General features: G+C 70.9%; 20 protein-coding genes. 13 read left to right on the top strand and 7 right to left on the bottom strand.

From position 1 onward, the window contains the following. Positions 1–8: 8 nt before the first annotated feature. Positions 9–1,853 (bottom strand): flavin-containing monooxygenase, encoded by a 1,845-nt coding sequence (locus SD455_RS12110; RefSeq protein WP_445508243.1) that lies wholly within the window; start codon positions 1,851–1,853, stop codon positions 9–11. Between the two features lie 109 nt (positions 1,854–1,962). Between SD455_RS12110 and SD455_RS12105 the strand changes: the two genes are divergently transcribed. The 3 genes from SD455_RS12105 to SD455_RS12095 all read left to right on the top strand — a co-directional run bounded on the left by SD455_RS12105 (position 1,963) and on the right by SD455_RS12095 (position 5,970). Beyond that, complete coding sequence (locus SD455_RS12105; protein ID WP_445508242.1) at positions 1,963–3,135, top strand: transcriptional regulator; 1,173 nt, start codon at positions 1,963–1,965, stop codon at positions 3,133–3,135. 131 nt (positions 3,136–3,266) lie between these two features. Next, positions 3,267–4,688, top strand: a complete 1,422-nt coding sequence (locus SD455_RS12100; protein WP_445508241.1) for an MFS transporter — start codon at positions 3,267–3,269, stop codon at positions 4,686–4,688. Between the two features lie 157 nt (positions 4,689–4,845). Then, positions 4,846–5,970 (top strand): App1 family protein, encoded by a 1,125-nt coding sequence (locus SD455_RS12095; RefSeq protein ID WP_237089899.1) that lies wholly within the window; start codon positions 4,846–4,848, stop codon positions 5,968–5,970. Here the strand turns inward: SD455_RS12095 and SD455_RS12090 are convergent, their stop codons facing one another. Together SD455_RS12090 and SD455_RS12085 are read right to left on the bottom strand one after the other, a co-directional pair. After that, a complete protein-coding gene (locus tag SD455_RS12090) occupies positions 5,971–9,300 on the bottom strand; it encodes a S41 family peptidase (RefSeq protein WP_445508240.1) in 3,330 nt (1,109 codons plus the stop codon). A 52-nt stretch (positions 9,301–9,352) separates the two neighbouring features. Next, positions 9,353–10,546 carry a glycosyltransferase family 4 protein gene (locus SD455_RS12085; RefSeq protein ID WP_311024615.1) on the bottom strand — a complete coding sequence of 398 codons (1,194 nt, stop codon included), beginning with the start codon at positions 10,544–10,546 and terminating at the stop codon, positions 9,353–9,355. Between the two features lie 201 nt (positions 10,547–10,747). Between SD455_RS12085 and SD455_RS12080 the strand changes: the two genes are divergently transcribed. Both SD455_RS12080 and SD455_RS12075 read left to right on the top strand, forming a co-directional pair. Then, positions 10,748–11,509 (top strand): sulfite exporter TauE/SafE family protein, encoded by a 762-nt coding sequence (locus tag SD455_RS12080; protein WP_311024614.1) that lies wholly within the window; start codon positions 10,748–10,750, stop codon positions 11,507–11,509. Between the two features lie 64 nt (positions 11,510–11,573). Continuing rightward, positions 11,574–12,980 (top strand): cell division protein PerM, encoded by a 1,407-nt coding sequence (locus SD455_RS12075; protein ID WP_445508239.1) that lies wholly within the window; start codon positions 11,574–11,576, stop codon positions 12,978–12,980. 187 nt (positions 12,981–13,167) lie between these two features. Here SD455_RS12075 and SD455_RS12070 read toward each other — a convergent pair whose 3' ends face one another. Further along, positions 13,168–14,067, bottom strand: coding sequence for a DUF4031 domain-containing protein (locus tag SD455_RS12070; protein ID WP_070160717.1), 900 nt, complete (start codon positions 14,065–14,067; stop codon positions 13,168–13,170). A 10-nt stretch (positions 14,068–14,077) separates the two neighbouring features. Then, a complete protein-coding gene (gene purN, locus SD455_RS12065; RefSeq protein WP_070160719.1) occupies positions 14,078–14,662 on the bottom strand; it encodes a phosphoribosylglycinamide formyltransferase in 585 nt (194 codons plus the stop codon). Between the two features lie 53 nt (positions 14,663–14,715). Between purN and SD455_RS12060 the strand changes: the two genes are divergently transcribed. Then, entirely contained in the window at positions 14,716–15,204 is a 489-nt protein-coding gene (locus SD455_RS12060; protein ID WP_445508238.1) for a hypothetical protein, read from the top strand. Positions 15,205–15,424: 220 nt separating this feature from the next. Here SD455_RS12060 and SD455_RS12055 read toward each other — a convergent pair whose 3' ends face one another. Next, positions 15,425–16,495, bottom strand: coding sequence for a hypothetical protein (locus tag SD455_RS12055; RefSeq protein ID WP_445508237.1), 1,071 nt, complete (start codon positions 16,493–16,495; stop codon positions 15,425–15,427). Positions 16,496–16,608: 113 nt separating this feature from the next. Here SD455_RS12055 and SD455_RS12050 point away from each other — a divergent pair, with 113 nt between their 5' ends. The 6 genes from SD455_RS12050 (at position 16,609) to SD455_RS12025 (ending at position 22,970) form a co-directional block, all read left to right on the top strand. Next, positions 16,609–17,292, top strand: a complete 684-nt coding sequence (locus SD455_RS12050) for a histidine phosphatase family protein (RefSeq protein WP_311024609.1) — start codon at positions 16,609–16,611, stop codon at positions 17,290–17,292. 219 nt (positions 17,293–17,511) lie between these two features. Beyond that, on the top strand, positions 17,512–18,162 hold the full coding sequence (locus SD455_RS12045; protein ID WP_083277572.1) for a TlpA family protein disulfide reductase: 651 nt from the start codon (positions 17,512–17,514) through the stop codon (positions 18,160–18,162). Beyond that, entirely contained in the window at positions 18,159–18,965 is an 807-nt protein-coding gene (locus tag SD455_RS12040) for a cytochrome c biogenesis CcdA family protein (RefSeq protein WP_070160725.1), read from the top strand. Before SD455_RS12045 ends, SD455_RS12040 begins: the two co-directional genes overlap by 4 nt. After that, a complete protein-coding gene (gene resB / locus SD455_RS12035) occupies positions 18,965–20,653 on the top strand; it encodes a cytochrome c biogenesis protein ResB (RefSeq protein WP_445508236.1) in 1,689 nt (562 codons plus the stop codon). Before SD455_RS12040 ends, resB begins: the two co-directional genes overlap by 1 nt. Beyond that, complete coding sequence (ccsB, locus tag SD455_RS12030) at positions 20,653–21,789, top strand: c-type cytochrome biogenesis protein CcsB (protein ID WP_070160727.1); 1,137 nt, start codon at positions 20,653–20,655, stop codon at positions 21,787–21,789. The genes resB and ccsB overlap by 1 nt, the downstream gene beginning before the upstream one ends. A gap of 221 nt (positions 21,790–22,010) precedes the next feature. Next, the gene (locus SD455_RS12025; RefSeq protein ID WP_311024605.1) at positions 22,011–22,970 is read left to right on the top strand and encodes an endonuclease domain-containing protein; all 960 of its coding nucleotides are present in this window, start codon (positions 22,011–22,013) and stop codon (positions 22,968–22,970) included. Positions 22,971–23,073: 103 nt separating this feature from the next. Here the strand turns inward: SD455_RS12025 and SD455_RS12020 are convergent, their stop codons facing one another. Then, positions 23,074–23,451, bottom strand: coding sequence for a DUF4229 domain-containing protein (locus tag SD455_RS12020; RefSeq protein WP_070160731.1), 378 nt, complete (start codon positions 23,449–23,451; stop codon positions 23,074–23,076). A gap of 122 nt (positions 23,452–23,573) precedes the next feature. On the opposite strand from SD455_RS12020, the gene SD455_RS12015 reads away from it, so the two are divergent. Continuing rightward, a complete protein-coding gene (locus tag SD455_RS12015; RefSeq protein WP_085437071.1) occupies positions 23,574–24,095 on the top strand; it encodes a PLD nuclease N-terminal domain-containing protein in 522 nt (173 codons plus the stop codon). The last annotated feature ends 11 nt before the right edge of the window (positions 24,096–24,106 follow it).

Raw genomic sequence — 24,106 nt, 5'->3', positions numbered from 1 at the left:
GCGGCAGATCAGCCGGTGTGGTGCACCTCCGCCTGCCCGTACACCGGGGTGTCGATCTGCTCGTACCTGGCCTTGAGCTGCAGCGCCAGGTACAGGGAGTAGTGCCGGGACTGGTGCAGGTTTCCGCCGTGGAACCACAGGGCCTCCTGCGCGGTCGGCTTCCACATGTTCCGCTGCTCGCCCTCCCAGGGCCCCGGATCCTTGGCGGTGTCCGAGCCCAGGCCCCAGCATTTCCCGACTCGATCGGCCACCTCTGGGGAGATCAGGTCCGCTGCCCACCCGTTCATGGAGCCGTACCCGGTCGCGTAGACGATCAGATCCGCCGGCAGAGCGGTTCCGTCGGCCAGCACCACCGAGTCCTCGGTGAGGTGACTGACCTCCCCGTGGGCGAGGCCCACCTTCCCGTCGGCCACCAGCTCGGCGGCGCCGACGTCGATGTAATAGCCGGAGGCCCGGCGCAGGTACTTCATGAACAGTCCGGAGCCGTCCTCTCCGAAGTCCAGCTGGAACCCGGCAGCCTCCAGCCGCTGGTAGAAGTCCCGGTCCTTCTCGCGGATCCGGTCGTAGAGGGGGATCTGGAACTCGTGCATGATGCGGTACGGGATGGAGGCGAAGATCAGATCCGCCTTCTCCGTGGTGACCCCGGCGGCCAGGGCCCGCTCTGAGTACAGGTCGCCGAGTCCGATCTCCATCAGGCTGTCCGACTTCACGATGTGGGTCGAGGAGCGCTGCACCATGGTGACGTCAGCGCCGGTCTCCCAGAGGGCCCCGCAGATGTCGAAGGCGGAGTTGTTGGACCCGATGACCACCACGCGCTTGCCCGCATAGGCGTCCGGGCCAGGGTGCTCGGACGAATGCTGCTGCTCGCCAGCGAAGACCTCCATCCCTGGGATCTCGGGGACGTTGGGCTTCCCCGACATCCCGGTGGCCAGCACCAGCTGGGTGGGCCTCAACGTGACTGCTCGCCCGTCACGGACCGCCTGCACCGTCCACCGACCCTCGGCCTCGTCGAAGGCCGCGTCGCGCACCTCGGTTCCGCCCCACCAGGGCACCTCCATGATGGAGGTGTAGGCCTCCAGCCAGTCGGCGATCTTGTCCTTCGGGGCGAAGACCGGCCAGTTGTCCGGGAACTTCAGGTAGGGCAGGTGGTCGTACCAGACGGGATCGTGGAGGCACAGCGACTTGTACCTGCTGCGCCACTGGTCGCCGGGCCGGGCATGCTTGTCGACCACCAGGCTCGGCACGCCCAGCTGCCGGAGCCGGGCTCCCAGCGCGATGCCGCCCTGCCCTCCGCCGACCACCAGCACGTAGGGCTGCTGCGACTCGCCCAGCTCACGCCGCTCCTGCTCGCGCCGCTCCGACCAGGTCTGCCGATCCGGATTGATCCCGTGCTCCGCTCCCTTCGGCCGACGTGTCCCGCGCGGCTCCTCATGACCCCGGAGCTCCTGCAGCGCGGTCATCATCGTCCAGCACCGCAGCTCGTCCCCCTGGCCGCGCAGCCGGGCCAGGCCCTTGCCGCGACCCGCCGCGGTCTCGAAGGTGAACCAGGCGGTGACGACGTCGCCGTCGTCCTCGGCCGGTTCGGCGAGCCTGAAGCCGCCCGGTGCTGTGGTGGACACCGCGTGACGGAGCATGTCGGCCACTCCGTCGGGGTTCTCCACCGTGGCCATGTTCCAGGTGAGGGAGACCAGGTCACGCCAGAAGCTGCGAGTCTCGAAGAGACCTGCGGCGGTCTCGGCGTCTCTGGCCCGCAGGGCGGCGTTGAGCTGGTCGAACCAACGCTGGGCGCGTCCGCTGGGGTCGCTGGTCCCGGACGGTGCGGCGACGTCCGGGCGGTTGATCGTCTCGGTCATGGTGTCCTCCTGGGCTGATTCTCAGGATCTGCAGGTTGCTGCCGATAGGATTGTGGTGACCATCACACCGCGCGCCGTGGGGGTGCACTACCGTTGCAGGAGGTTGCACATGTCGGACCTTCGGCCGGAGATCGCTGCCTCATGGCGCCGGCTTCAGCACCTCGGTCTCGACCGTGACGGTCCTGCCGTGCTGCGGCACCTCTCTCAGGAAGAGGTGGCGGAGCGGCGTTCCCGTCACCCTTTCGCCTCCTGTCTGGAGCAGTTCGCCGAGCTGTTCCGGCCGGTGGTGGACTGTGGTCATCTCGTCGTCCTCTCCGACGCGGAGGGGCGCGTCCTGTGGCAGTACGGGCATTCCGGTGTGCGCAGCCGGGCAGACAGGCTGGGATTCGTGGGTGGTGCCGACTGGACCGAGACCAGTGTGGGGACCAATGCCATCGGTACTGCCCTGCAGCTGGGCCGGCCGGTCACCATCCGCGGCGGCGAGCATTTCGTCGCCGCGCACGCCGCCTGGGACTGCACTGCCGCTCCCGTCTGTGATCCCGACACCGGTCAGACGCTCGGAGTCCTGGACGTCAGTGCGCACAGCCCAGGCCGCCATGCCGTCCATCCGGCGGAGGCCTCTCTGGTCCAGGCTGCCGCTCGGATGGTCACCATGGAGCTCGCTCAGGCCCGCAGCCATCGCCTCGAGAGACTCCGCGCTCAGGCTTCGCCGCTGTTGGCGCGAGTGGGTGGACGTGCGCTTGTCACCGATCCGGACGGCCGGGTGGCCGCAGTCGTCGGGATGCCCGCCCCCGCCGCTGTGTCGCTGCCTTCGGTGCCGGCTCATGGAGTGGCGCAGCTGCCCGGCCACGGGCTCGCTGCACTGGAGCCGGTGCCGGGAGGGTGGCTGATCCGTCTCGACGCCGATGGCTCCGCTCCTGCCGCGCCCTCAGCTGTGGTGCTGGATCTGCGGGGTGCGCCGCGACTGTGCGTGCGTGACGGAGAGGCTCCGTGGGAGCACGACCTGACCCCTCGGCACGCGGAGCTTCTGTTGGCTCTGGCTCAGTCCGGCCCCGAAGGGTGTACAGCGGAGGAGCTGTCCTGCGCGGTCTTCGACGAGCCCTCATCGCGCGTGACCGTGCGGGCCGAGATGTCCCGGCTCCGTCGGGTGCTGGGACCGCTGGTGCTCTCCCGGCCCTATCGACTGGCAGTGCCCTGCGAGATCACGTGGCCCGCAGATCGGGCGTTGCTGCTGCCCCGCTCGGTGGCGCCGGTGGTCCGGGAGCTGCGTGGCCGGACCTGAGCCGCCTGCGCAGATCTGAACTTCTGATATTGGCGCTTCCGCCCCGCGGCGACTAAGCTCGTTGACGGATGCAACTAAAGTCAGCGAGTTCCCGTCCCCGACGGCGCCCGCCGCAGACCACGCCAGAGGGCATGTCGCGGCGCGATGTCGGCTGGGCGATCGCGGGGATCCTGATCGTGTTCTTCGCCGCGATGCTGGCGATGAACATCGTGGTCACGGCGCTGCCGGTGATCGTCGGGGACCTCGACGGCACCCAGATCCAGTACAGCTGGGTGGTCGCCGCGACCCTGCTGGCCAACGCCTCCTCCACCCCGGTGTGGGGGAAGCTCGCCGACATGGTCTCCAAGAAGCGGCTCTTCCAGCTGAGCAACATCATCTTCGTGCTCAGCTCGCTGGCCGCAGGGTTCGCCGTCTCCATGGAGATGCTCATCGCGGCACGCTTCGTCCAGGGCATCGGTCTCGGCGGCCTCGGAGCGCTCGCCATGGCCATCATGGCCTCGATCGTCTCGCCGCGGGAGCGGGGCCGCTACGCCGGATACATCGGTGCGGTGCTCACCACCGCCACGGCGGCAGGGCCGCTCATCGGCGGCCTGACCGTGGACACCATCGGCTGGCGCTGGTGCTTCTTCGTCGGCGTCCCGCTCTCCCTGGTGGCCCTGGTGCTGGTGCACCGGACGCTGAAGCTGCCCCATGTGCGCCGGAAGGTGCGCATGGACTACGTCGGGGCGCTGCTTCTGGTCACTGCGTCCTCGCTGCTGCTGATGTGGCTCTCCTTCGCCGGGACCCCGGAGTTCTTCGACTGGGTGTCCTGGGAGTCCGGGCTGCTGCTGGCCGGCGTCGCGGTCATTCTCACGGCCTTCGTCCTGGTGGAGCGGCGCAGCGGCGAACCCGTGGTGGCCCTGCGCATGCTCATCAGCCGCACCACGCTGCTGGCGGTGATCTCCTCGGCCTCCATTGCGGTGTGCCTGTTCGGCATGCCGGCCTTCCTGGGGCAGTACTTCCAGATCGGCCGCGGGCTGAGCCCCACCGCCTCCGGGATGATGATCCTGCCCCTGGTGGTCGGCAACCTCATCGGCTCGCTGACCTCCGGGCGACTCATCACTCGCTACGGGCGCTGGAAGATCTACCTCGTCATCGGCTCGCTGCTGCTCTCCTCGGCCATGTTCGGGCTCTCCACGGTGGACTCGCACACCGATCTGCGCCTCGTCATGGGGATCATCTTCATCGTCGGGCTGGGCTTCGGGGCGCAGATGCAGAACCTCATGCTGGCGGTGCAGAACACCGTGGCGGTCACCCGTGTCGGTCAGGCCAGCGCCCTGGTGGCGTTCTTCCGAGTCTTCGGCGGCGCCGCCGGGACCGCCATCCTGGGCTCGGTGATGGCCCTGCAGGTGGCCGGCATCTCGGTGGGGCAGGTCAACGAAGCGGCGGGCACCGCCACCCCTGAGTTCGCCGACGGGTCCGGGACGATGTTCCTCGTGGCCGCCTGTATGACCCTGCCGGCCGTGGTCGCGAACCTGCTGATCCGCGAGACGCCGCTGCGGACCACCATCTGAGGAGGAGGGGCCGCCAGTGCACCGCGCTGGTCGGGCAGGGCTGCCTGCAGCGCCCGGGGCGTGGTGGACGGAGCGCTGTGCCGGGGAGGGGTGGGCCTCCTGCGGCACTGGTGCGCGTTGGTTCGGGGGCCCGCGCCGACCATGGCAGGATGGGAGTGTGACCGAGGTGGCCCAGAACGACGATGCCGTGCGCCGTCAATACTCCGACCCGCACCGGAACCCGGCCATGAAGGCCGAGGACCGGTGGCATCGGTTCCGCCTCCGGATGGCCCAGCGCCGTCGGCAGCACGTCACGGTCCTCTCCCTGACCGGGTACGGCACCCAGCGCTGGGTGCGGGTCTTCTCGCGCGTCGTGATGGCCCCGGACTCGCACTTCGAGAACGGCCGCCGCGTGGCCAAGGTGATCGCCGACGGCGTGCGCGGCTGGCGGAACTTCATCTCCGCCCCGGTGCCCTTCGCCGAGGTCAGCATCACCGTGGGAGGCCAGACGGTCGACGTCGTCGCCGACCGAGGCGGGATCGTCGACGCCGTCATCGACGTCGACCTCGAGCCCGGCTGGCAGCCTGTCACGCTGCGGGCCCACGGCGCCCAGCCCACCCGCGCCGAGGTGCAGATCATCGCCGAGACCGCCCGCACCGGGGTGGTGTGCGACATCGACGACACCGTGGTGGTCACCAAACTGCCCCGTCCGGTGCTCGCCGCCTGGAACTCCTTCGTGCTCGATGAGCACGCACGCACCCCGACCCCCGGCATGGCGGTGATGATGGAGCGGCTGCTCCACCGGCACCCGGGGGCGCCGGTCATCTACATCTCCACCGGTGCCTGGAACGTCGCCCAGACGCTCACCCGGTTCCTCACCCGCAATCTGTACCCGCACGGGCCGCTGCTGCTCACCGACTGGGGCCCCACCGAGGACCGCTGGTTCCGGTCCGGCAAGCAGCACAAGGAGGAGCAGCTCGAGCGCCTCGCCCAGGACTTCCCCGACGTCTCCTGGGTCCTGATCGGCGACGACGGCCAGCACGACCCCACCATCTACGCCGACTTCGCCCGTCGCCACCCGCAGGCGGTCACCGCGGTGATCATCCGGCAGCTCACCTACTCGGAGGCTCTGCTGGCCGGTGGACGCGCCAACGACCCGGACAGTGAGACGCTGCTCGGGGCCGGCGGAACCCACCCGCCGACCGGCTACCAGGAGGTGGAGGGGCGCAGCATCCCGTGGATCTACGGCCCTGACGGCAAGGACATCGTCGCCAAGCTGCAGGCCCACGGGCTGATGGACTGATCAGCCCCGGTTCTTCGGCGCTCCCAGCGACGGCGGGGTCGCGGCCGGGGTCTGCCGCAGCCGCTCCAACGCCTCGGCCACCGCACGGTCCAGCTGCGGATCGTCCTCGGAGAACCAGACGCTCGGGTCGTGGACGACTTCGATGTCCGGGTCCACGCCGTGGTTCTCCACGCCCCAGCCGTAGCCGTCGATCCAGAACGAGTACTTCGGCTGGGTGACCGTGGTGCCGTCCACCAGGGTGAACCGGCCGTCGATCCCGATCACCCCGCCCCAGGTGCGCTCGCCGATCACCGGACCGAGGTCCATGGCCTGGGCGGCGGCGTTGACGATGTCCCCGTCGGAGCCCGACCATCGGTTGGCCACGAACACCACGGGGCCGCGCGGCGCCGAGGACGGGTAGGGCTCCACGCCGGTCTCCCAGCGGGCGGTGGCCCAGGCCACCAGCTGTTTGGAGAGCCGCTGCAGCACCATCTGCGAGGTGTGGCCGCCGCGGTTGTAGCGCACATCCACCACGATGCCCTCATGCTCCGCGGCCAGACGCAGGTCCCGGTGAAGCTGCGCCCACCCGGGGGAGGACATGTCCGGCACATGCACATAGCCCAGCCGCCCCTGGGACGCCTGCGCCACATACTCCCGGCGGGAGCGCACCCAGTCCTGGTAGCGCAGCTCCTCCTCGCTGGCCAGCGGCACGACGACGACGCGGCGGGTCACCCCGCCGGCGGCTCCGACCGCACCGTCCTCGCCCGAGCCGCGTCGCAGGTCCAGCAGCACCGGCTTGCCCGCGGCCCCGGCCAGCTGCGCGTTCGGCCCGGCCACCGGGTCCACCGGGCGGCCGTCCACCGCGGTGATCAGGTCCCCTTCGCGGGCGTCCACGCCGGGGGCGCGCAGCGGGCAGCGCGCCTCGGGCTCGCTGGACTCCGAGGGCAGGATGCGGGTGATGCGCCAGCCCTGCGCTCCGGCGGGCTCGAGGTCCGCCCCCAGCAGTCCCAGCTTCCGTGCGGAGCCGGGGGCGTCGCCCTCGGCCGGCATCACATAGGCGTGGGAGGTGTTCAGCTCTCCCACGGTCTCCCAGAGGACGTCGTGCAGGTCGTCGTCCGTGCGGACCTTCGCCACCACGGGGCGCCAGCGGTCCACCACGGCATCCCAGTCGACGCCGTCCATGTCCTCGCGCCAGAACTGCTGACTCATCAGCCGGCAGGTCTCCTCGAACATCTGGGCCCATTCGGCGGAGCGGTCCACGGTGAGCCGCAGTCGCTCCAGGTCGACGGTGACGCTCTCGGCGTCGTCGTCCTTCTCCACCTTCCGGGTGGACGGCACCGCGGTCACCTTCTCCCCGGCGCGGACCACCAGCCGGGATCCGTCGCCGGAGACCGCATAGGAGTCCACCTTGTCCACCAGGGTGGTGGCCTTCCGGGCGGCGACGTCCCACCGGATCAGCTCGTCCCCGGCGGCCTCCCCGGAGACCCCGGCCCGCCGGGTGCCCAGCTCGCCGGTCTCCTGGGCTGATCTGATCCACAGCACGCCGCCTTGGGCTGTCCGCAGGTCGCGGTATGAGGCTGACGGCACGGGGAACGGCACGATGCGCTGTTCGGCGTGCTCGGCGTCCAGATCCGGGCTGGCCGGGGCGTCCGTGCCGCCGGTGCCCGCCGTGGCTGAGTCTGCGGCGTCGCCGGTGCGTCCTCCGGAGACCGGCCAGCCCTCAGCGCTGGGGCCGAACGGCGCCGGCTCCGCGGCCGAGAGCGGCAGCAGCCAGGGCCGCACCGACCCGGCGAAGGACAGGTTGAACTCGTGGTCGTCATAGTGCGGATCCAGCGTCCGGGTGGACAGGAACGCGATGTGCTTCCCGTCCGCGGTGAACGCCGGGGAGGAGTCATGGAAGACCCCTCCGGTCAGGGCCACCGGCTCGGACTCTCGGGACGTGTCAAGCACCATCAGCTGATGGACCTGCGACTCCACCACCGTCGGGGACGTCCACAGCAGGTAGCGGCCGTCCGGGGAGAATGACGGCGAAAGCATCTCCCCGTGCTCGGAGCGGTGGATCTGCCGCACCTGCGGCGAGGCGTCGCCTGCCGCGCCGTCCCCGCCCCAGGTGACCAGCCGCAGCGAACCGTCATGGGAGATCACGGCCAGGCGCTCGCCGGCCGGGTCCGAGGCCAGGTGGAGCACTCGCCCCAGCTGCCCGCCCAGCACCCGCCGGGGCCCGCCGTCGATCGGGATGATCTCCAGTGCATCCTCGCCCTCGGCATCGGTGGCCACAGCCACCCGCCCGGTGCGGCCCAGCAGCACCGGCTCCCGGGTACGCACACCGGAGACGGCGGCCAGCGCGCGGGCCGGGCCCTCCCGGTGGGTGAGCCAGAACGTCGCGCCCCGCCAGGAGACCACCGAGGCGTCGCCGGTGTGGTCCGGGACGACGGCGTCCAGATTCTGCGTCGGTGAGACGGTCAGCGGCGCCGCGGAGGCACCCGGCAGGGTGACCTCCAGGCGGCGCGGCTCGGCGTCGAGGGAGTTGAGCACATGGATCTCCCCACGCGAGTGCCAGGTGATGCGGGTGCCGTCCGTGGTGGCGTCGCGGACGTAGCCGGCGCCCTCGCCCTGGAATGTGAGCTGCCGGGGCTCAGCCTCGCCGGTGGGGGCGTCGTCGTAGATCCACAGGTTGGCCTGCTCCCGGGTGCGGTCCGGGAACGACGCCGCCCGGTCCGAGGAGAACACGAGTTTCCCGTCCACCCACATCGGGTCCAGCAGGCCCGCGTCGTCGTCGGGCAGGAGGCGCTGCCAGTCGCCGGCGGTCCCCGGGCCGTCGACGCTCTCGGTGCCGAGCCACAGCATCCCGGCGACTCCTCCGCGGTACCGCTTCCAGTGCCCGGCCGGGCGGGTGGGTGGAGTCGCCAGCGCCACCGCACCGGTGGCGCTGATCGCCAGCCCGCCGGCGGATCCGTAGCGCAGCCGTTCGGTGCCGCCGTCGAGGGAGACCGCGTGGACCACCTGCTCGCGGATGCTCGCCTCCACGGCGTGCGTGGCCACCAGCAGCCGGCCGTCCGGGGCCCAGCCGAGGACGGCCGCCTTGGAGGCGCCCCACCAGGTGAGCCGCCGGACCTCACCGGAGTCGATCGTGGCGGCGTACACCTCGGGGTGCCCGTCGCGGGTGGAGATGAACGCCACCTGAGTGCCGTCGGGGGAGAGGCGCGGGGTGCGCACCGGTGTGCCGTCGCGGGTGAGCCGCCAGGCCCGGCCGCCGTCCGCGGGGGCGAGCCAGACGTCGTCGGCGGCCGTGAACGTGATGAGGTCACCCTGCAGGTGGGGGTGCCGCAGATATGGAGTGATGGAGGTCATGACTCCACCCTAGGGAGGTTGCCTCAGGCAAGCATCAGCTCCGGATCGGCTGTCAGCGTAATCCTCCCGCGAGCCACGCCTGCTGCCGGATGAAATCCTTGGCCTGCTGGCGCTGGAGGCGCTCGGTGACGTCGATCGCTCGGGCATAGTGGCCGATCAGCTGATTGCAGATCGCCTCCCACGTGCGGCCCTGCACCGAGGCGGCCGCGTCCCGGGCGAACCGGGCGCGGGCGTCGTCGTCGGACACCAGGTGCGCGACCGCCGAACGCATACGGGCCAGGTCCCCGGGGCGGTAAAGCCACCCGGTGCGGCCCTCGTCCACCAGGTCCAACGGGCCGCCCCGCCCGACGGCGACCACCGGCACGGCGGCGGCCATCGCCTCCTGGATGGTCTGGCAGAAGGTCTCCGCCTCGCCCGGGTGGACGAAGACGTCCAGGCTGGCCACGTGCCGGCCGAGGTCGTCGCCGCTGCGGAACCCGGCGAAGTGGGCGCCCGGCAGGCGGCGGCGCAGCTGCTCCTCCGCCGGCCCGGAGCCGATGATCACCAGCCGACTGTCCGGCAGGCTGTTCAGCGCGGCCAGGTCCTCCACCTGCTTCTCCGCGGCCAGCCGGCCGACGAAACCGATCAGCCTCTGCCCGCCCGGGGCCAGCTCATGGCGCAGCGTCTCGTCCCGGCGCGCAGGGGAGAAGCGCCGGAGGTCGACGCCGCGCCGCCAGGTCTTCAGCCGCCGGATGCCCCGGCGGCTCAGCTGGTCCTTGCAGAAGCGGGACGGCACCAGGGTCAGGGTGGAGGAGGTGTGCATGCGGTCCACGTGCTGCCACAGCAGCTCCTCCGCCCAGGGCAGGCGGTAGCGGGACGCATAGGTGGGCACCTCGGTCTGGTAGACGGAGACGGTCGGCAGGCCCAGCGACCGGGCCGCCTGGATGGCCCGCCAGCCCAGCACGAACGGAGAGGCCACGTGGACGACGTCGGGCCGGAGCTCCGCCAGCAGGTGCCGGATGCGCGGCACGAAGCCTGCCGCCACCCGCACCTTCGGGTAGTCCGGGAACGGCAGGGAGGGCACCCGCACCACCGGGAAGCCCTCGCACAGCTCGGCGTCCTGCCCGGCGTCCAGCAGGGAGGAGGACGGGGCGATCACCGTCACCTCGTCTCCGCGCCGGCGCAGGTGGGCGAGCACATGCAGCACGGAGTTCGTCACCCCGTTCATGTGCGGGAGGAATGATTCTGCGACCACCACGACCTTCACGGCACCAGCGTGGCGGCTGAAGGTGCCCTGGCGCCGTCGTGGTCATGGAGGGCAGGTGAACCCCCGAAGAACCCTGCCGGAGCGGGTCATCCGCGGGGTGAGACGGCAGTCACTGCATTCTGCAGGACTGTGGACCGCGGCGTAGAGTCTGCTGGTGGTCCTGGCAGCCGCGCGCGCGGCTGAGCGGAGGGGAGGAGCAGCATGGGCATCGCGATGGCCGTCGGCGTGGTGGCATTCGTGCTGCTGGCTGCCACCATCCAGCGGATCGCCGGGCTCGGCTTCGGCATGATCCTGGCGCCGTTCCTCGTGGTGCTCATCGGTGCCCACGAGGGCGTCATGCTGGTCAACTTCCTCTCCATCATCGCCCCGGTGCTGGTGCTGCCGCGCATCTGGGACGACATCGAATGGCGCAAGGTCCTGTGGCTGGGCATCCCTGCGGTGCTGGTGATGCCGGCCGCCGCCTGGGTGTCCGTCGTCTCCCCGGCGGGCCCGCTGTACGTGGTGGTGGCCGCCCTGGTGCTCTTCGGGCTGATCACCTCCATGCTGCTGAGCCGGATCAGCTCCGCCGTCGACGGCGACGGCCGCACAGCCCAGATCCTCACCGGCCTCGGCTCCGGAGTGGGCACTGTGCTCGGCGGGGTCGGGGGACCGGCGATGACCATCTACGCGGTGGTCTCCCGGTGGCCCGTGATGCGCATGGTCGCCACCCTGCAGCCGCTGTGGATCCTCATCTCCGCCTTCTCCTTCGGCATCAAATGGGCCTTCGACGACGGTCAGATGCCGGACATGCCCTGGTGGGCCTGGGCCGGGTGCGTGGTCTCCATCGTGCTGGGCATCTGGGTCGGCGAGTGGATCCAGCGCCGGGTGGACGACGCCACCGTCCGGAAGTTCGTGATCGCGCTGGCCATCCTGGGATCCCTGCTGGCGCTGGGCACCGGCATCCGGCTGCTGATCGGAACCTGAGAGTTCCGTGGACGCCGGTCTGTTGCGGCGCTGATCCGTGCCCCCGGCTGGCACGATGGACCCGATGACCCCCTCCGAAGCCGACACCCGCACCCCCGGCGACCCCGGAAGCGCCGACGACGGCGGCGACCGCCCTCGTCGCCGGTTCCGCCTGCCCGCTCCGCCCCTGTGGCTGCTGGGCCTGCTGGAGGCGGTGCAGGCGCTGCTGGCCACCGTGCTGCTGGTGGCGCTGCCGGTGCTCGCCGTGGGGCTGGCCGGAGGGTTCACCCGGATCGACCTGGAGTTCGTGGCGAGGTTCTCCGCCCAGGTGTGGCTCATCCTGCATGGAACCCCGGCGGAGCTCGCGGTGCCGGTGCCCGGGGACGTGCTCGGCGAGGGCGTGACGCTGGCGGAGGGCTGGCTCCACCTGCTGCCCATGGGGCTGACTCTGGTGCCCCTGGCCTTGGGGTGGCGGGCCGGAGGGCGGCTTGCCCGCGGCGCCTGGTCCGATCAGCTCTGGCAGGGACTGCTCGCCCTCATGGTGGTCTACGCGGGCGCCGGCGTCGGGATCGCGCACCTGGGGCAGGCGGAGGGTTTCACCGCGCAGCTGCACTGGGCGGGGCTGTGCGCCGCCGGGGTCATGGCGGTCGGGGCGCTGGCCGGCAGCTATGCGGAGGCCCGCTCGTGGGCCCGGCTCATCGGGGTGGACCTGGAGGACCGGGTGGAGCGGCTCTCCCAGCGGCTGAAATGGGCGGGAAGCTACCTGTGGGGTGTGCTGCGTGGCGGGCTGATCGCCGTCGTCGCCGCCGTGGGCCTCTCCGCCGTGCTGCTGGCTGTTCAGCTGGGGGTCTCCTGGATGGAGATCGCCAACACGTACCAGCAGCTGGACCCCGGGGTGTGGGGAGTGGTCGGCCTGACGCTGCTTCACTTGGGGCTGCTGCCCAACATGGTGCTGTGGACGCTGTCCTACACCACCGGTGCCGGGTTCGCACTGGGCACCGGCACCACCGTGGCCCCGCAGGCCGTGGAGCTCGGACCGGTGCCGGCCCTGCCCGTGCTCGGCGCGCTGCCGAGCGGCGCCGGGGAGGCCTTCCTCGCGGTGCTGGCCGTGCCGCTGCTGGCCGGGATCATCGCCGGCTGGTGGCTCATGCGGGAAGGGGAGAACCACCTGGACGATTGGTTCGTCCTGCGCATCTCCTGGCGCCCGATCTCCCTGACGCTCTCCACCCTGGTCCTCGGGCTGCTCACCGGAGTGGTGGCTGCCGGCGTCGCCGTGCTGCCGCTGTGGCTCTCGCACATCTCCCTGGGCATCGGCCGGCTCACCGACATCGGCCCGCATGCGCTGCTGGCGGCCGGGCTGCTGGGCGCGTGGGTGTGCGTCGGGACGATCCTCGGCTATCTGATCGCCCCGGCGGCGCATTCGGCGCGCCGCCGACGGTCCGCGGAGGACCCTGCGGAGCCGGGGGAGGGGCCGGACGGTACCGAGGAGTGAGGGCCGTGGCGGGACTTCCGCTCTCCGCGCCCCGGGGTGCCGTTCAGCACTTCGCGTCGCGCGTCGAGGAGTCATTGTCCCGTGCATCATCCCGAGCTGAAGCGCATCACCCGAGGAGAGATGTGCCGGAGAATGACTCCTCGATGCGGGGTTCCAGGGAGCGGGTGCCGACGCCTGGGGCAGCCGCTCAGGCGGACCGCAGCTCCGCCAGCTCGGCGGTGAGGTTCGCCCGGGCGGCGCTCTCCCAGAGCTGCTGCCCCGCGGGGGTGTGGAACAGGCGGGGCCGTTCCAAGAGGGTGGCCAGCACGCGGGCCCGGCCCTCGCGAAACAGGGGCTCGGGCACGTGGTCGAAGTCCCTGCGCACCTGGGCGGTATAGCGCCGGTAGGCCGCCGGGGCACGCCCCAGCACCTCCAGATCGGCGTCCACCAGGACGGCGCCTGCGGCATCCCCGGGCTCCGGGGCATGGGTGGCGGTCAGGCGCACCAGGCGGGCCACCTCGGTGACCTCCTCGGCGGGGAGCAGGCCAGCCAGTCGCTCCTCCGCCAGTCGGGCGCTGTCCTCCTCGTCCTGGCCCGCGGCCCCGGCGTAGACGGCGTCGTGGAACCAGGCGGCCAAGCGGGCCGGGCGGCGCCGCTCGGCCGGCAGCTCTCCGGCGCGTTCCAGCACGCCCACGGCGTTGAGCACCGCGGCCAGATGGGCGGGCGAGTGGTAGTGGCGGTGCGGCTCCGCCCAGCGATCCAACAGTTCCTCGCCCAGCACGGCGGCGTCGGATGTGTCCAGCAGCCGCTCCCAGGCGCGCAGCAGCCGGGCACGGACCTTCGTCGGGCGCTCGACGCTGCGCACCCTCAGCCCGCAGGAGGCCAGGATCCTGGCCAGCTCGGTGCCGCTGACCGGTGTGGCGCCGGCGGCGATGAGGTCACGGTGCCGGTGCTCCGGGACGTCGTAGTGGTCCTCGTCGAAGGCCTGGCGCCGGATGCCGGTCCGCGCGGCGAAAGTATGCAGCTCTTCCAAGGAGGAGTCGGAGATCAGGTGCGCGAACACCGTCCCATGGGCGGGCCACACGGGCGGGTCGATGTAGATGGTCACGAGGCGGCGTTCACGAGCTCGGCAGTCCGATCCGGCCGTCGGCGATGCCGGCGATGGTCTCCACGAGCAGTCGGCGCTCCTCGACCTTGATCCGCTCGTGCAGCGTGTCGACGTCGTCATCCGGCAGCACCCGCACCGCCTCCTGCGCGAGGATCGGACCGGTGTCCACCCCGGCGTCCACCTGGTGCACAGTGCAGCCGGTGATCTTCACCCCGTGCTCGACGGCGTCACGGACCGCGTGAGCCCCGGGGAAGCTGGGCAGCAGCGCCGGGTGGGTGTTGATGATCGGGACCCCGACGCCGTCGAGGAACTCCGCGCCGAGGATCCGCATGAAACCGCTGGAGACCACCAGGGCCGGGCTGAAGCCGCGGACCTCGTCCCGCAGCCGGGAGTTCCATGCGGCACGATCGCCCCCGCGCGCCAGCGGCACCGCGAAGGTCGGGATCCCGGCCCGCTCGGCCCGTTCCAGGCCGCCGCAGCCGGGGACGTCGGAACCGACGGCGGCGATCTCCACGGGCAGGGAGCCGGCGGAGACGGCGTCGATGACGGCTTGGAGATTCGTCCCCGAGCCGGAGACCAGAACCACGATGCGCATGGACTCCACCCTACTTCCCCGGGCGGGGCCCGCGCCGCGTAGGCTGGTGGGCTATGAGCGTCACTCCACCTCAGCAGCAGCCCCCGCAGAACGGGTCCGCGAGCGGCGGGCCCGACGGCGGCAAGCCGGGCCGCCGTCGGGCCGTGGATCTGGAGCCGGAGACCTTCCGTCGGTACGCCCGCTTCACCGGGTGGCTGGTGCTCGCGCTGATCGTGTCCTATATCGGACTGCAGACGCCGCTGCCCTACCGGCTGCTGGCCGTGGTGGCTGGACTCGTCGGGACGACGGGCGGGGTGATCCTTCTGGTGCAGGCCATCCGGAAGAAGCTGCCGGCCCTCATGCATGTCAGTGCGGCGGCGGCGATCGTGTGCTGCGGTCTCTTCGCGGTCACAGCCACCGCCCAGGCGCTGTTCTGGGGTGCCACCGTCGAGTTCGACCAGTGCCGCACCCACGCGCTCACGGAGCGCTCCATGACGCAGTGCTACCTCGATTACGAGGACGACATGCTGACCACCATCCCCGGACTCCCGGGAAGCCGCTGACCGTTCAGAGGCCGGGAGGCTGCTGGATGGTCTGACCCAGGTTGCTGGACGGCACCCGGGGATTGGACATCGCGTGGGCCGGGCTCCGGTCGCCACGTGCCGCGGCGCGATGCGACCGCACATAGGCCGACGCCGAGCGCGTCCACAGGGACGACGACGGCCGGCCCGGCGCCTTCGAACAGGCGCCCGGCCGGCCGTCGTGACAGGTGGTTCTCCCGGCTCAGGAGGAGTAGGGTCCACCCGGCTGCTGACCCGGCTGTCCGGGGTGCTGACCGGGCTGCTGGCCGTAACCGCCCTGGGGAGGCTGACCGTAGGGATTCTGCCCGTAGGGATCGGGCTGCTGACCCGGCTGACCCGGCTGACCCGGCTGACCCGGCTGCTGCCCGGGCTGGACGTACCCGCCGGTGCCGTATCCGCCCGTGCCATACGTCCCTGGTCCCTGGCCCGGAGCGCCCGATCCCTGCTTCGCCCCGCGCACCTGCTGCACATAGGTGTTGCTGGCGGGCAGCCACAGCAGCACCAGGGCCACCAGGCTGGGCAGGACGACCAGCAGCAGGTTCAGCAGGCCGAAGAACACGGAGAAGATGCTCAGCGCCAGGTAGATCGTGGCCAGGATGCGGCCCACCTGGGAGCCCCGGGTGCTCAGGAAAGCCAGGGCGAAGTACGGGAGGGCCAGGACCACGGCACCGATGATGAGGGCGACGCCGAAGATCGCCATGAACTCCTGCGCCTCAGCGATGGAGACGTCCGCAATCTCCTGCCACTCCTGCTCAGGCAGCAGCTGGGTGGGGTGGGCTCCCATGATCCTCACGCCGGAGATCACCCCGGCGACCGCCAGCAGGAGCCCGGCCAGCAGCTGGAAGACCATGGACAGCGTCATCGTCAGTGGACGGGTCGGCTTCTCTGTCGTGACCGTCGGCTGACCGGTCGGGCCCGGCCCGGCAGGCGGCTGGCCGGGCGCCCCGTAGGGGCTCTGACCTGCCGGCTCATAGGGGCTCTGCTGCCCGTACTGGCTCTGCTGCCCGTACTGGCTCTGCTGCCCGTACTGGCTCTGCTGCCCGTACTGGCTCTGCTGGCCGTACTGGGGCGGCTGTCCATAGCCGGCGCCATAGGCCGGAGCGCCGGGCGCAGACCCGGCGGAGGGCGCCGAGCCGTGCTGGCCCTGCTGCTGGCCCTGCTGCTGCCCGTACTGCTGCCCGTGCTGGGGCTCCTGCGGTGGCTGGCCCTGCGGCTGCTGCGCCCCGTCAGGATCCTGCGGCCCGCCCTGGTTCTCATCACCGGTGGTGCTCATCGTCGTCGATACCTCTCGCCGTCGGGGTCGTTCAGCGCTCGTTGACAGAACCCTATCGCTCTGAGCGGGGGAAAGGCAGGGTGCGGCTCCGTGACTCTGCGACACTGGTGCCCATGGCATCCAGCACCACCGCGCAGACCACGGCCACCGTCCACCTCGTCCGTCACGGGGAGGTCCACAATCCTGAGAAGGTCCTCTACGGCCGCCTGCCGGGGTTCGGGCTCTCCGAGCTCGGCCATCGCATGGCCGCCGGCATCGCGGACCATTTCGCCGCGCGGGCGGAGGCCGGGCATCCGGTCCACCTGCTCGCGGCCTCGCCGCTGCAGCGCGCGCAGGAGACCGTCGCCCCGCTGGCCGAACGGCTGGACATGCCGGTGCTCACCGAGGAGCGGGTCCTGGAGGCCGAGAACGCCTTCGAAGGACTCTCCCGCGTCAAGCAGCAGCTGCGCAGTCCCCGCTGGTGGCCCCTGCTGGTCAACCCCCTGCGCCCCTCCTGGGGCGAGCCGTACGCCCAGCAGGTCAGCAGGATGCTCGCCGCGGCCAAGGACCTCTCCGAGCTGGCCGTCGCCGAGCATGGCGACGGCGCTGAGGTCGTCGTGATCTCCCACCAGCTGCCCATCTGGGTCACCCGTCTGTGGGCTGAGGATCGCCCGCTGTGGCACGATCCGCGACGCCGCGAATGCTCCCTGACCTCCATCACCAGCCTGCACATCGGTCCCGACGGGGTGGAGTCGGTCAGCTACGCGGAGCCCAACAAGGAGCTCCTCAAGGACGCCATCGCCCTGCCCGGCGCCTGATCAGGCGGACGCCCAGGTTCGGCTGATACCTTTCCCGACGGCGCCGGACCGTTCCCGGCGTCGGCCCGCAGGGTCGGTGCGGGTGGCGTGGTCATATGACGACGCCGCCAGCGACCAGGATTACTACACGCTGTAGAATTATGCCGACGTCCGCGTCAGCGCCCCTGCGCGCCGCCGAACAAGCGACACCACCACGCGTCACCCCGTAAGGACCGCCCCATGAGTTCACCTGACTCCGCCGCGCATCAGCCGGACCGTCTCCGGCCGGTGATGGGACGCCGTGCCCTGATCGGTGCCTCCGGGCTGATGGCGGGGCTGCTCGCGCTGACCGCCTGCAGCTCCGAGAACGACCGGCTCGCCGAGCAGGCCGCCAACGACGGCAGCAACTACGTGGCCGGCGACGGATCCGTCCAGGAGTTCGCCCCCGAGGAACGCGGCGAACCCGTGCACTTCGAGTCCACCCTCTTCGACGGCTCCACGGTGGAGCCCTCCCGCTGGGAAGGTGAGGTGGCCGTCATCAACTTCTGGTACGCCGCCTGCGCACCCTGCCGCGTGGAGGCCCCCGACCTCGCCGAGATCCACGAGGAGTTCGCCGACGACGGCGTCCAGTTCTACGGCGTCAACACCCGCGACACCCAGCCCACCGCGGAGGCCTTCGAGCGACGCTTCGGCATCGGCTACCCGTCCATGGAGGACCGGGACGGGCAGGTCATGCTGGCCATGACCGACTATGTCCCGCCGTCGGCGGTGCCCACCACCCTCGTGCTGGACCGCGAGGGTCGGGTCTCCGCACGCATCCTCGGCATCGCCGAGCCGGGCACCCTGCGCGCCCTGATCACCACCGCGCTGGAGGAGTCCGCGGAGGCATGATCGCCGACGTCGGGCACGCGACCCTCAGCGCGGCCAACCCTCTGGGTGCGGTCAACAACCGGTTCGCGGAGATCGTCTTCGACGGCTCTCTGCTGATCTCTGCCCCGGTGGCGCTGCTCGCCGGGCTGGTCTCCTTCCTCTCGCCCTGCGTGCTGCCCCTGGTGCCCGGCTATCTGGGCTACGTCACCGGGCTCTCCGGGGTGGACCTGGCCGCCCGGCGTCGATCCCGCATGGTGCTGGGCGCGACCCTGTTCGTGCTCGGCTTCTCCGTGATCTTCGTGCTCATCGGCGTCCTGTTCACCCAGGCCACCGTGTGGCTGCGGGTGGAGGGAGGCTGGCTGACCCAGCTGCTCGGCGCCGTCGTCGTGCTCATGGGCCTGATCTTCATGGGCGCGTTCAGCATCTTCCAGCGGGAGCGGAAGATCGAGCGCCGCCCGCCCGACGGTCTGCTCGGCGCCCCGCTGCTGGGCGCGACCTTCGGCATCGGCTGGGCTCCCTGCATCGGTCCCACCTTGGCCGCGGTGCTCGCCCTCTCCACCCCGGTGGGCGGGGACCCCGCCCGCGGTGCCCTGCTGATGCTGGTCTACTCCCTCGGCCTGGGCATCCCCTTCATCCTCATCAGCTTCGGCATTCAACGGGGCATGAAGGCGGTGTCCTTCTTCCGGAAGCACCGGGTGGCCGTCATGCGCATCGGCGGCGGTGTGCTGATCGTCGTCGGGCTGCTGATGCTCTCCGGCGTGTGGAACATGTGGGTCTACGCGCTCCAGGACTGGTTCGCCAATGAGGTGAGGATGCCGATCTGATGACTCAGCCCCCTCAGCCGTCCGCACACCGGGACAACGCCCGGGAGGACGCACTCCACGAGGCCACCGGGGACGCGCCCCGCCAGGAGGTCGCCCCGCCGGCCCTGGGGCTCACCGGCATGCTGCGCTGGGCCTGGACCCAGCTGACCAGCATGCGCACCGCGCTGATGCTGCTGCTCCTGCTCGCGGTGGCGGCCGTGCCCGGCTCGCTCTTCCCGCAGCGGGTCCAGGACGCCTTCGCCGTGCAGACCTGGATCGACGACAACCCCACTGTGGGTCCGATCCTGGACACGTTCCAGGTCTTCGACGTCTACTCGTCGGTCTGGTTCTCGTCCATCTACCTGCTGCTGTTCATCTCCCTGATCGGCTGCATCATTCCGCGGGCCCGCAAGCACATCCAGCAGATGCGCTCGGCCCCGCCGCGCACCCCCGCCCGGTTGGAGCGGCTGCCGGAGTACGGAGCCCTGGAGCTCGACGACGGCGGCCCCACCCCGGAGCGGGCCCTGGAGGACGCCGCGGACGTGCTGCGGAAGCGCCGCTACCGCGTAGACGTGCGGGAGGCCGGTGAGGACTCCCGCGGGCGTCCTCGGCGGGCGTCGATCGGCGCGGAGAAGGGGTACCTGAAGGAGATCGGGAACCTCCTGTTCCACGTGGCGCTGGTGGGTGTGCTGATCTGTGTGGCGCTGGGGTCGATGCTCAGCTACCGCGGGCAGAAGGTGATCATCGAGGACGAAGCCTTCGTGAACTCGCTGGTGGCCTACGACAACTTCTACCCGGGCACGTGGTTCGACGAGTCTCGGCTGCACCCGTTCTCCATCCGCTTGGACAGCTTCGAACGGGTCTTCGACCGCGACTCCGCCACTCACTACGGCCAGGCCCTGGACTTCACCGCCGACGTCACCACCCAGGAGGGTGCCGACGGCGAGCCGCAGTCCGATGAGCTGAAGGTCAACCACCCGCTGACCCTGGGCGGGGCCCGGGTGTTCCTGGTGGGCAACGGCTACGCCCCGGTGGTGACCATCCGCGACGGCGAGGGGGAGGTGGCCTTCTCCGGCCCGGTGATCTCCCGTCCGGACGACCAGGTCTACACCTCCATGGCCGTCATCAAGGCACCGGACGCCCAGCCCGAGCAGCTCGGCTTCGTCGGGCTCTTCCTGCCGACCGCCCATGAGGCGGAGGACGGCGGACCCGCGATCTCGGTGGACCCCGAGCTGTACAACCCGCAGCTGCAGCTCAACTCCTACTACGGGGACCTCGGCCTGGATGAGGGCATCCCACAGAACGTCTACGTCCTGGACACCGACAGCCTCGAGGTGCTGAACTCCCGGGAGGTCGACGCCGGTGGCATCGTCCTCGACCCGGGGGAGACGCAGGAGCTCCCCGAGGGGATGGGGTCCATCACCTTCGAGGAGGTCCAGGACTACATCGCGATCGACATCCACTACAATCCCGCCCAGGGCGGGGTGCTCGTCTTCGCGCTGATCGCGCTGGGCGGACTCATCCTGTCCCTGTTCCTGCGCCGCCGTCGCGCCTGGGTGACCGTGGAGACCACGGAGGCCGGACGCACTCTGGTGCGCTACGGCCTGCTGTCCCGGGGCGAGGACTTCCGCCTGCGGGATGAGAACATCGCCCTGCGCGACCAGCTGGAGAGCCGGTGGCCGGTGCGGGCGCCTGAGAAGGAGGACTGATGAATCCGGTCAATGAGGAGCTGGCGCAGTACAGCGACCTGTTCATGCTCATCGCGGCCCTGATCTACACCGCCGCGTTCATCGTCTTCGCGGTGGACATGGTCCGCAGCTCGGCGACCATCCGCCGCCTGGAGGCCGAACTCGCTGAGGAGGCGCAGGAGGAGCTGGCCCGCGCGCGGAAGGGCGCGCTGGTGTCGGCCTCCGGAGTGCGGGACGAGGCTGGGGGCGAGACCGGGGGCGAGACCGGGGGCGAGGCCGAGGGCGATGGTGCCTCCGAGGGCGATGGTGCCTCCGAGGGCACGGCGCCGGCCGCCGCGGCCGAGGACCTCGTCGACGACGACATGGCCTACGTGGGCACCCGTCGTCCGTTCGCGAACGTCGCGGTGGCGCTGACCATCCTCGCCGCCGCCTCACACGCCTTCGCCGTCATCGCGCGCGGGGTGGCCGCCGGGCGGGCCCCTTGGGCGAACATGTACGAGTTCCTCACCACCGGGGCCCTGATCGTCTCGGTGGTGTTCCTTCTGGCGCTGGTCCGTCGGGACCTCCGATTCCTCGGCACCTTCGCCATCGGCCTGGTGGTGGTCATGATGACCGCGGCCACGATCGGATTCCCGACGCCGGTGGGCAACGTGCAGCCCGCCCTGCAGTCGCCCTGGCTGGCCGTCCACGTGACCCTCGCGGTGACGGCCATGGGTCTGTTCACCCTGACGTTCGCGATGAACATCCTGCAGCTGGTCCAGCACCGGCGCGAGCTGAAGGTGGCCGCCGGGGACCTGCGCGGCACGGGCGGCTGGCAGTTCATGCGGATGGTGCCGTCGTCGACGTCGCTGGAGAACTGGGCGTACCGGATGAACGCCGTCGGATTCGTGCTCTGGACCCTCGGCCCGCTGATCACCGGTGCCATCTGGGCAGAGGAGGCGTGGGGCCGCTATTGGGGCTGGGACGTCAAGGAGGTCTGGAGCTTCGTGATCTGGGTGGTCTACGCGGGCTACCTGCACGCCCGTGCCACCCGCGGCTGGTCCGGGAACCGGGCCGCGTGGCTGTCGATCATCGGCTTCGCCTGCATCATCTTCAACTACTCAGTGGTCAACGTGTACTTCCCGGGTCTGCACTCCTACGCCGGCCTGCCGGAGTGAGGCTCCGCTGCAGCTGACCCCCACTGCCTCGAGTGGCCACGAATCCCGGCATCTTCCTGATGACACGCCGCGACACGGGCTGAGATGCCGGGATTCGTGGCCAGTGGTTCCAGGAGGGCACTCCTCCACAGCCCGACGCCGTCTGGCTCCGACACGCGCATCCCTCCCCAAGTGACCCGGTGCCGCAGCGGACTCGTCCGCCGTCCCGCTGGGATGGGCGCATGGAGTTCCCTCAGCACGACCGCCGCCGGAGGATTCCCCGGCCCGCGCCTGCCGGTGCCCACCGCATGCATGAGCTGCTGGACCTGGGGTGGGAGGAGGCGGATGTCCGCCGGTCCCTCGACTACAGCACCCTGCAACGGGTGGACCACGGGATCTATGGCGCCCTGACGACGGAGGTGGAGGCACGATCCCTCACCCTGCTGCAGGCGCTCACGGCCTCAGGCGACCAGGTGGCTAGCCACACCACCGCCGCCGCACTGCTCGGCGTCCCGGGGTTCCGACTGGTCCCGCCGCTGCACATCACCAGCCCCGTTGCCGGCGGGCGGATCCGGCGCGGGCAGGTGCGGGCGCACCGTTCTGACGTCCCTGAAGAGGACATCACCGTGCTGGGCGGGGTCCGGCTCACCCGGCCCGGCCGGACCTGGGTGGACCTGGCGCTCGGACGCACCCTGACCGACGCGGTCATCCTGGCTGACCGGATGCTGCGTCCGCCGCGGCACGAGTTCGGCGAGCACGGGGACGCGGTGATGCGGTGCGAGGAGATGCGCGCCGCCGTCGCGCGACGCCGGGGGAGTCGGGGCATCCGGAGGGTGCGCCTGGCCGCCGACCTGGCTCGGGTGGGGGCCGACTCGCCGCAGGAGACGCGGCTGCGGCTCGCCATGTGGAGGGATGGGCTGCCCGAGCCTCGGGTGAATCCCCAGATCCTGGATGAGGCGGGGCGTGTGGTGCTCGAGCCGGACCTGGCGATCGACGAGTATCGGATCGCGATCGAGTACGACGGCGTCGAGGTGCACTCCGAGCCGGGCCAGGTGCTCCGAGACGTCCGGCGCGCGGATCGGGCCGAGGCGATGGGATGGTGGGAGTTGAGGATCACCAAGGACCACAGCCGGGAGCAGTGGCGGCCGGGTCTGCTCAAGATCCGCCGTGCTCTGCGAGCGCGTGGATGGGTGGACAGCTGAGCTCCGTGCATCCACTGGTCACGAACCCCGGGTTCTCAGGCCGTGTCGCGGCGCGTCATCGGGGAGATGCCGGGATTCGTGGCCACTGGATATGAGGCGGGGATCAGCGAGGTGTGTCTCCCTGGCGAGTCCCTGGGTCTCCGTCCTGGTCAGTCCCCGAGTCTCCGTCCTGCTCAGCCTCGCCCGGCGAGGAGTCCCGGCGCCGTTCGTCCTGCTGCCGGTGGAAGTCCTCGGCCAGCGCGTCCTCGGCGTCGTTGTCCTGCTGTTCTCCGGCGCCCAGTCGCCGGGCGCCCCCGAATCGGCGGGCCAGTGCCTCGCCGGCCTCGACGCGGAGGCTGTTGAAGAACAGGTAGCCGACCGCCCAGGACCCCAGCAGTCCCACGATGAGCGCGAAGATCATGCCCAGGTCCAGCAGCAGGCATGCGGCGAAGAGGATGAAGAAGGTCGCCAGGCGGATCAGGGAGTACTTGAGAACGGCCATCACTCGATTCTACGTCCTGTAGAGGTGGCAGTGCCGGCCCGGTGTCGGCGCGGTGTCCGCCCGGAGCTGACCAGGAGGTCTCGGCGTGATCCCGCGGCGCCCTATGAACTACCCTGGAAGATATGTTGAAGGTGATCATCCCGCTGGGAATTGTGGGTGCCGGGCTGATGATCTACAGCCTGATCGAATGCATCCAGACCCCGCGCCACCGCGTGCGGGTGCTCGGCAAGAGTGCCTGGCTCGCGGTGATCGTGCTGGTGCCGATCATCGGCGCCGGGCTGTGGCTGGCGTTCGGCCGCGGCCGGGTGGCGGCTCCCGGAGCCGCGCCCAAGCGCCCGTCCGCCCCCGATGATGACCCCAACTTCCTGCGGAACCTGGAGATCCAGCGCATGCAGAAGCAGCGCGAGGAGGAGCTCCGTCGCAAGGAGGCCGAGCTCGAGGCCCGGCAGAAGGGTCAGACCCCGCAGAAGAAGCCCGACGACGGCGCCGCGACGGACACACCGTCCGACGGTTCCGGCGCCCCTGGCGCGGACAAGGACGGCGACGGCAGCCGCAACGGCAACGGCCGTCCGCCTCGGCGCCCCGAGGACTCGGCCGGCGACGCCGCCGAAGACACCGACGTCGACGACCCGCGCAGTACCTGATCAGCCCAGTA

The organism is Nesterenkonia sp. K-15-9-6 (genome assembly GCF_052656005.1).
Note: the sequence above shows the minus strand (reverse complement) of the source record. Positions and strands in the feature narration are given on the sequence as shown.